Below are 8187 nucleotides of genomic sequence, written 5' to 3'. Positions count from 1 at the left end.
GGAACAGAACTGGCAGACATTATGGATACCATAGAAAAACAGCAGTATATGGAACCATCCCTTTTGATGCAGCACTTCTTTAATGTCTTTGTGGTAGATGCCCTGCTTGGAAATTTTGATAGGCACAATGGAAACTGGGGCTTTTTGTATGATGATTCCACAAAAGAGGCAAGCATTGCTCCGGTTTATGACTGTGGAAGCTGTCTGTTGCCGCAGGCAGACGAGAGGATTATGGAACAGGCACTGGTAAATGAAGATGTGATGAATGCCAGGATATACCAATTTCCAACATCAGCAATTAAGTTAGACGGAAGAAAAATCAATTACTATGATTTTCTTATGTCGGCAGAGGAGCCGCAGTGTAATGCCGCAATACAAGGAATGGTTCCGAAAATTAACTTGGAGCAGATAAAAGGGTTTATTGAGGAAGTACCCTTTATTACCGAGTTGCAGAAAACCTTTTATAAGAGGTATATAACTGCAAGGTTCGAACAGATTTTAAAGCCTGCATATGACATGGTAATGTCAGAAAAGCAGGAGTTGTCCGAGCCGAATATGACAATGTAATAGATGAACTTAGAGGACACCGTAAAAAATGCGGTGTCTTTTTTTGTGAAGAATTGGAGGTAATCATGAAAAAAATGTTAGTAGTAGCCGGTGTGCTGGCAGTTATCACTGGAGTAGTGGCTGCAGTATGTAAGAACCGCAACCCTGTGTAAGAGAAAATACGACATGGATGATGAGGTGCTGATGGATTTGGTAACGGAGGCATTCCCCATCGTGGTATTTACCAAGCAGCTTGAGAACAAGAAAAGAAGGCTCATGGAAATCATGGAGTGTGAAATCACACCCGATGGAAAGAGACATTTTAATTCCCTGTTTCGTTATGAAATTACGGAAAACCGGGTGGAAGGAGATAAATTCATCATCAACGGAACCCATAAAAAGGTGTGCGGTATTTCAGAGAGCTTAAAAAAGAGGTCCCTTGAAAACGGAATGCCTAGGGAAGTGTTAAATAAAATAACGGGAGGAGGTGCAAGCATATGCTGACAATGCAGGTAATGGCCTGTATGGGTATCATCATAGGCTTATTTTTATTGCTGGGCATTAATCTTACGGATTTTACCGGTAATATTTTTAAGAGGCTGTTAGACGGACCAAAAGGCATCCGAGAGGAGATTTTAGAGCAGACGCAGAGAAAGAAAAAGTCCTTCTTAAGAAGAGAAGTGGAAGAGATACAGAGTATCCTAAAGGCTACCAACAGGGAAAATACATTTCCGTTTTTATGCACGGTATCATTGGTTTTATTTGCTGTCGGTGCCGCCGGGGCAGCCATGCTTGAAAATTTCTTTCTGGTACCCGTTGCAGCGGTAGGGTTTATGTTCCTGCCCTTCTGGTATATTAAGCTGACTGCATCCCATTTCAAAAAGGATGTGTCAGCAGAACTGGAAACAGCACTGTCCATCATTACCACCGCATATCTAAGAAGTGAAGATATCCTGACTTCTGTGGAAGAGAATCTGGAATATTTAAATCCGCCGGTAAAGAACATCTTTCAGGATTTTGTGTCAAGAATCCGTCTGATTGATCCTGATTTGGAGGCGGCCTTGGACGAACTGCGTACAAGGATAGCGGATGATGTGTTTAAGGAATGGAGAAGGATATCTTTATACAGAGGATGAGGGACTGGAAGATTTGGAAACCGAAAGGGAAGAAATGGATGCAGATGATTCTGAAGTGCTAGAAGATATGGTAGAAGCTCCGGCAGATGATTTCAGTGATGAGCCAGAAACAGAAGATACGGATGGTCAGGAGTTTTATGCCAAGTGGACGGATGCCTATAAAGAGGCAAGGGAGTATCTGTATGGCACACCTGAGATGGAGCCGGATGAGGAGGCCGCTTATGAAATCATGAAATTGCACAGATAAAGCAGAAGCATGGAATTATAGAAAGAGAGAACTATAATAAGCCAAAATCTGAGAAGGGCGGACAGCCGGAATGCCCAAAAGAAAAAGAAATAGCGATTGAAGAGGCGTTGAAGTATTTTCAGATGATTCCAAGTGAATCATAGGCTAACTTGGCTTATCGGATGGAGAAAATTCAACTAATGTTATTGAGCCTTCGGACATTTGGAATAAAATCTGATGTTCGTAGGCTTTTTGTTCATGACAATAGAATGTTTGCGGAGCGTGCATTCTATCGTATACAGAAAAATTTTTCGCAGATATAATAAACATGACATATAGCTGTCGTGTTGAATCAGGTATAATATGTATGGAGTGTAAGAAACGATGAAAATAGATAGACTTATCGGTATATTGTCAATCTTACTGCAGGAAGAAAAGACAACGGCTCCTGAACTGGCAGAAAGATTTGAGGTATCTCGAAGGACAATAAATCGGGATATTGAAGACCTTTGTAAAGCAGGTATTCCTATAAAAACTGCACAGGGTACCGGTGGTGGTATCAGTATTATGGATGGATATCGTATGGACAGGACGATTTTGAGCTCCAAAGATATGCAGATGATTCTTGCGGGTTTGCGGAGTCTTGACAGTGTGAGCGGAAGCAGGTACTACAGTCAACTGATGGAGAAAATCCAGACCGGATCATCAGAGTTCATCAGTGGAAGAGACTCTATGCTGATTGACTTATCTTCATGGTATAAGGGTTCTCTTGCTCCAAAGATCGAGGTAATACAGAGTGCAATAGAAAACAGGCGCATCATACGATTTAAGTATTATGCTCCGTCCGGAGAGAGCAACCGAAGGGTAGAACCATATTATCTGGTTTTCCGGTGGTCGAGCTGGTATGTATGGGGGTGGTGTTTAGAACGTAAAGATTATAGGCTGTTCAAACTGAACCGTATGGATTGTGTTGTTGAAACAGACCGTGGATTCCTGCGTAGAGATGTACCAATGCCGGATTTGTCAAATGAGAAGATATTTCCGGGTGGGATAAAGGTAAAAGCTCTTTTCACACCGAATATGAAGTGGCGGCTGGTTGAAGAATTTGGACCGAACTGCTTTACAGAAACGGACGATGGAAGGCTGCTCTTTTCAGCAGACTATACGGATATGGAAAACCTTGTGACATGGCTTATGACATTTGGAGCAAAAGTAGAGGTGCTTGAGCCCGAAGAAGTGCGGGACATTATTCGCAGGAATGCAGAGGAAATATTAAAAATCTATGGAGGATTAGGAAAATGAGATTAGACGGTTTTGGGTTGTTTGTTGATGATATGGCAAAGATGATTCGTTTTTACAAGGATGTCCTCGGATTTGAAATTAAGGAAGAAGAGAATACTTCCAATGTTTATCTTGTAAAAGACGGAACACTTTTTTTACTGTATGGGCGGAATGATTTTGAGAAGATGACAAACCGGCGATATGAGTATATCAAGGGTCTGAATGGTCATTCTGAAATAGCTCTATATGTTGATACTTTTGAAGAGGTGGACGAGGCATACAAGAAGGCTGTGGAAAATGGTGCAACATCTGTGCTTGAACTGGAACTTGAACCTTGGGGACAGAGAACCTGCTATATTGCTGATCCGGAAGGAAATCTGATAGAGATTGGTTCCTGGAATAAGCCTTATGAAGAGAAGGACTTAGAGGGGGTGTAAAGGATATGGCTTTTGACTACAAGAAGGAATATAAAGAATTTTATATGCCGAAAGGCACACCGTCTATCGTAACTGTTCCGAAAATGAACTATATAGCGGTAAGGGGAAGCGGCAATCCAAATGATGCAGACGGAGAATACAAGCAGGCTATCGGACTTCTGTATGGAATTGCATTTACGATTAAAATGAGCAAAAAGGAAGATCATCAGATTGATGGATATTTCGATTATGTCGTGCCGCCATTAGAGGGATTCTGGTGGCAGGATGGAGTATCCGGAATTGATTATGCTCGTAAGGAAGATTTTAAGTGGATCTCTGTTATTCGATTGCCGGATTTTGTTACCAGGGAAGATTTCGACTGGGCTGTCAGGAAAGCTACGGCAAAGAAAAAGCAGGATTTTTCTAAGGCTGAGTTTTTTTCCTATGAGGAAGGTCTGTGTGTACAGTGTATGCATATCGGAGCGTATGACGATGAGCCTGTTACGGTAGGTGCAATGCACAGGTTTATGGAAGAACAGGGATACGCATTGGATATAACGGATCGGAGAATGCACCACGAGATTTATCTGAGCGATGCGAGGAAAGTAGCGCCGGAGAAGTTGAAGACTGCAATCAGGCATCCGATAAAGAGAGCCTAAGGGTGTGGAGGGAAATAATATGGCATCAACAAAAGAGTATTTGGATTTTGTTATGGAACAATTATCAGGACTGGATGAAGTCAGCAGCCGGGCAATGATGGGCGAATACATCCTTTATTACCGTGGAAAGATTTTTGGTGGAATATATGATGACAGACTTTTGGTGAAGCCGGTTCCGATGGCATTGAGGCTGATGCCGGATGCCGAGATGGAACTGCCGTATCATGGCGCTAAAGAAATGATTTTGGTTGATAATGTAGATGATCGGCAGTTTTTGTGTGAACTGGTTGAGAGTATGTGGGAAGAATTGCCGGAAAAGAAAAAGAAAAATATACATTAAGAACTAAGACTTGACAAAAACAAACAAATGTGAATGCACAAATGAAGCTCAAACTGACCAGCTGGATGAAGTAAACAGACTCATTGAAAATTTCATTGGAGAAATAAAAGAACAAAATCCCTTGGTAAAATTTCACAAAAACTGAATATGAATTTTGTGAGTGGTTACGCGTTTAACCTTTGTAAAACCGATACTTTTGCTGTACCATATGATCAGAATATCAAAAAAGAGGAAATCGACATGGCACAGAACAGGATCAGGATCGTGGATGTCGCAGATGCATTAGGACTCAGTACAGCGACGGTCTCAAAGGTGATTCATGGCAAAACAGAAAAGATTTCAGATGAAACGGTAAAGCGCGTCCAGCAGGAGCTTGAAAGGTCAGGATATATCCCGAATATGGCGGGTATTCTGCTTGCGAGAAATAATTCAAGAATCATCGGGGTGGTGATCAATGATAATGAGAAGTATGAGGGCAGGGTTTTACAGGATGGATTTGTGATGTCATCACTCAATGCTCTTTCCCGCGAGGTAAATGAAAAGGGATATTTTCTGATGATAAAAACAACTGCGGATATCAGTGAGATTCCGGTGTTTGCCTCCATGTGGAATATGGATGGACTGATCCTGATGGGATTTTGCGAAGCGGATTATGAGCAGCTCAGAAACCAGACGAGGATTTCCTGTGTTGTGTACGATGGCTATTTTGAGAAATGCTCAAGGGTGGTTAATCTTGTCATCAATCATTATGATGGTGGCTGCCAGGCAGGAAAATATTTGAGGGAGCTCGGCCATAAAAAAGCATTATGTATAGCTGATAATTTTATTTGTATGGATAAGGAGCGCATCGAAGGCTTTCGCAAAGCCTTTGAGCCGGGGAAAGTCATAAGATGGGAGATTCCAAAGACCGAAAAGGAAAGATTGGATTTTTATGAGGATAAATTTCCGGAAATGTTAAAGCATAATATTACTGCTGTTTTTGCGGTGTCAGATTTTTATGCGCTTGAGTTCATGCGTTTTCTGCAGGGAAAGAGTATGCAAATCCCCAAAGATATCCAGATGATCGGCTTTGATGACAATATGGCAAGCAGGGAAAGCAGTCCTGCGCTTACGACGATTCATCAGGACGCATCTTTAAGGGCAAAAACTGCAATTGAATGTCTTGAGGCAATGCGCGATGGCTTTGATTGTGAAACGGAGATCGTATTGCCGGTTGAGCTGATAAAAAGAGAAAGTACGGGTAAACTATAATGTCAAAGTTTATGAAATCACTGTGTAAAATAGCAGTTCCTGTCACACTGCAAAGTATGCTGCAGGCATCATTTTCAATTGTTGACCAGATCATGATCGGACAGCTGGGAGAGACTAATATATCGGCAGTTGGGCTTGGAAGTAATTTTTCTTTAATTTTTTCTGTGGTGATTGGAGCGGTAGGTGCGGTTGCCGGGATATTAATCGCACAATTTATGGGTGCAGAAGATAAAAAAGAGGCATGGTGCAGCTTTGATGTGAGCCTCATTTGCGGAATTATGATATCAGCATTGTTTCTTTTGGCGGCAGGAGCCTTTCCATTGCAGATTCTTGGACTTTATACTGAGGATATGAGTATTATAAATACAGGTACAGTCTATTTCCGAATTGTAGCGTTTTCTTATATCCCTATGGCAGTCAGTAATATTTTATCTGCATGGCTGCGCTGCAGGGAACATGCCACGATACCATTTCTGGCAAGCTTTGGAGCAGTTGCTGTAAACACAGGGCTGAACTATCTGCTGATATTCGGTAAATTTGGATTTCCGCGTATGGAGATCAAAGGAGCTGCGATTGCAACGCTTATTTCACAGCTGTTTAACCTTGTATTCATTGTTATTGGATTTGTTGTATGTAATAGAAGAGATGGGGATAAGCCGGTGCTATCCCTGCGTTTTAAGAAGATCACAATCAGGGATTATCTGGTTATGATCATGCCGATTCTGGTCAGTGAATTTCTGTGGAGCCTTGGACAAAATGTGGAGTCAGCTGTATATGGACATCTTGGCACATCAAACCTGGCAGCATATACGCTTACCGGTCCGATACAGGGATTGATAGTAGGTGCATTGAGTGGACTGTCAGCGGCGGCAGGTGTAATGATCGGCAAGCGGCTTGGCAGGAAAGAATATGATGAGGCTTATGCTGAGTCAAAGAAGATCATGTATGCCGGTTTAGCCGGTTCGGTTGTGGTAGCCTCATTGCTGATTTTACTTGCAGGAGTCTATACCGGATTGTATCGTGTGGATAACAGCGTAAAAGAACTTGGGAGAATACTGCTTATTGTATTTGCCCTATATGCACCGGTCAAGGTGGAAAATATGATACTTAGCGGAGGCATCATAAGAAGCGGCGGCAATACAAAAATCATCATGGTGATTGATATTGTTGGCACTTGGTGCATAGGAATTCCTCTGTGTCTGCTTGCTGCATATGTGTTTAGATGGGGCATTGTTGGTGTATATGCATTGCTTACCACAGAGGAAATATTCAGGCTTGCTGTAGCACTTGTTATTTTCAGAAAGCGTAAATGGATGATCAGCTTATCATAGCGATGTATCCGCTGCATAATAAGCAGCGTAGGCATCCTGCAGAGTTTTCAGTGTCTTTGGATCCCTGCCGCCAACAGGCTTACCGTCAAGCTCAACAGCCTGGATGCACAGACCACCGGAGCTGCTGACGATGATCTCGTCGGCTTCTTCCAGCTCCTTCATGGTGAACGGAGCCTCTTTGGTAGGAATGCCGTTCTGCTCAGCCAGCATCAGCAGATGCTTCAGGGTAATACCGGGAAGGATCAGGTTGTCCCTTGGAGGAGTGCAGAGCACACCATCCTTGATCATCAGTATATTGCTGTGTGCACATTCTGTTACACGGTCGCCACGGTGGAATACGGTTTCCTGGCAGTCCTTTTCAATACATCTCTGATAAGCGATCACACTGGGGATCAGGTTCAGGGTCTTGATATTGCAGTGCAGGAATCTGGTATCTTCCATGGAGATCAAACGGAAGGTAGTGGTAAAGGGGATCAGATCGCAGGGGACTGTGAAGATCATCAGGTTTGGCTTTACGGAAGCCGGTGGGAACTGGTGGCCGCGGAGGGCAGTTCCACGGGAGCACTGCCAGTAGAGCATGCCGTGATCACTGTCATTGGCATCGATACACTGCTGCAGGGCAGCAATCAGTTCCTCTCTTGGCATGGTAAAAGGAATTTCCAGTAATTTGCAGCTGTTGTAGAAACGGTCCAGATGATCCTTTGCAGCAAAGATATGATTGTTTGCAAAGGTGGTAGCATCATAGCAGCCGTCACCGAAGTATACGGCACGATCCAGCATGGGAATCTTCATTTCTTCCAGGGGACCTATTTCTCCATTATAATATCCAACATATTTCATAGCGTTCTCCTTTTGCAATTATTACTTCTATATTATAATGTCGGGGTCAAAAGCCCCCGACTTTGATACCTACGGATTGCTTCGTGCTACGCACTTCCACAATCCTACCCAATATTCGCATATCGTGGGATTAGCATCCCACGATATGCTCATATCGGGGC

Annotated in this window: 10 protein-coding genes and 1 pseudogene; 10 read left to right on the top strand and 1 reads right to left on the bottom strand. The window is 42.9% G+C overall.

What is annotated here, in order from left to right:
* The 10 genes and pseudogenes from OCV77_RS14580 to OCV77_RS14535 all read left to right on the top strand — a co-directional run.
* Positions 1 to 567 (top strand): HipA domain-containing protein (locus OCV77_RS14580; RefSeq protein WP_262575731.1); only part of this gene is annotated, 567 nt, incomplete at its 5' end.
* Positions 568 to 693: 126 nt separating this feature from the next.
* Positions 694 to 1050, top strand: a pseudogene (locus tag OCV77_RS14575) (type II secretion system protein E); the annotation flags it as partial.
* Positions 1044 to 1682, top strand: coding sequence for a type II secretion system F family protein (locus OCV77_RS14570; RefSeq protein ID WP_262575730.1), 639 nt, complete (start codon positions 1044 to 1046; stop codon positions 1680 to 1682). The pseudogene OCV77_RS14575 and the gene OCV77_RS14570, both read left to right, overlap by 7 nt.
* On the top strand, positions 1636 to 1929 hold the full coding sequence (locus OCV77_RS14565) for a hypothetical protein (RefSeq protein ID WP_262575729.1): 294 nt from the start codon (positions 1636 to 1638) through the stop codon (positions 1927 to 1929). The genes OCV77_RS14570 and OCV77_RS14565 overlap by 47 nt, the downstream gene beginning before the upstream one ends.
* A gap of 363 nt (positions 1930 to 2292) precedes the next feature.
* Positions 2293 to 3210, top strand: a complete 918-nt coding sequence (locus OCV77_RS14560; protein WP_117494654.1) for a helix-turn-helix transcriptional regulator — start codon at positions 2293 to 2295, stop codon at positions 3208 to 3210.
* On the top strand, positions 3207 to 3626 hold the full coding sequence (locus OCV77_RS14555) for a VOC family protein (RefSeq protein WP_262575727.1): 420 nt from the start codon (positions 3207 to 3209) through the stop codon (positions 3624 to 3626). The genes OCV77_RS14560 and OCV77_RS14555 overlap by 4 nt, the downstream gene beginning before the upstream one ends.
* 5 nt (positions 3627 to 3631) lie before the next feature.
* Entirely contained in the window at positions 3632 to 4264 is a 633-nt protein-coding gene (locus OCV77_RS14550; protein ID WP_262575726.1) for a GyrI-like domain-containing protein, read from the top strand.
* Positions 4265 to 4283: 19 nt separating this feature from the next.
* Entirely contained in the window at positions 4284 to 4604 is a 321-nt protein-coding gene (locus tag OCV77_RS14545; RefSeq protein WP_262575725.1) for a TfoX/Sxy family protein, read from the top strand.
* Between the two features lie 240 nt (positions 4605 to 4844).
* Complete coding sequence (locus tag OCV77_RS14540) at positions 4845 to 5855, top strand: LacI family DNA-binding transcriptional regulator (RefSeq protein WP_262575724.1); 1011 nt, start codon at positions 4845 to 4847, stop codon at positions 5853 to 5855.
* A complete protein-coding gene (locus OCV77_RS14535; protein WP_262575723.1) occupies positions 5855 to 7186 on the top strand; it encodes an MATE family efflux transporter in 1332 nt (443 codons plus the stop codon). Before OCV77_RS14540 ends, OCV77_RS14535 begins: the two co-directional genes overlap by 1 nt.
* Here OCV77_RS14535 and OCV77_RS14530 read toward each other — a convergent pair.
* Positions 7181 to 8026, bottom strand: a complete 846-nt coding sequence (locus tag OCV77_RS14530; RefSeq protein WP_262575722.1) for an aminotransferase class IV — start codon at positions 8024 to 8026, stop codon at positions 7181 to 7183. The two genes, OCV77_RS14535 and OCV77_RS14530, sit on opposite strands and share 6 nt — an antisense overlap.
* Between the last annotated feature and the right edge of the window lie 161 nt (positions 8027 to 8187).

This window comes from Suilimivivens aceti (assembly GCF_025567405.1).
Classification (GTDB): Bacteria; Bacillota; Clostridia; order Lachnospirales; family Lachnospiraceae; genus Suilimivivens; species Suilimivivens aceti.
This window is presented reverse-complemented; position numbering and strand designations above follow the sequence as displayed.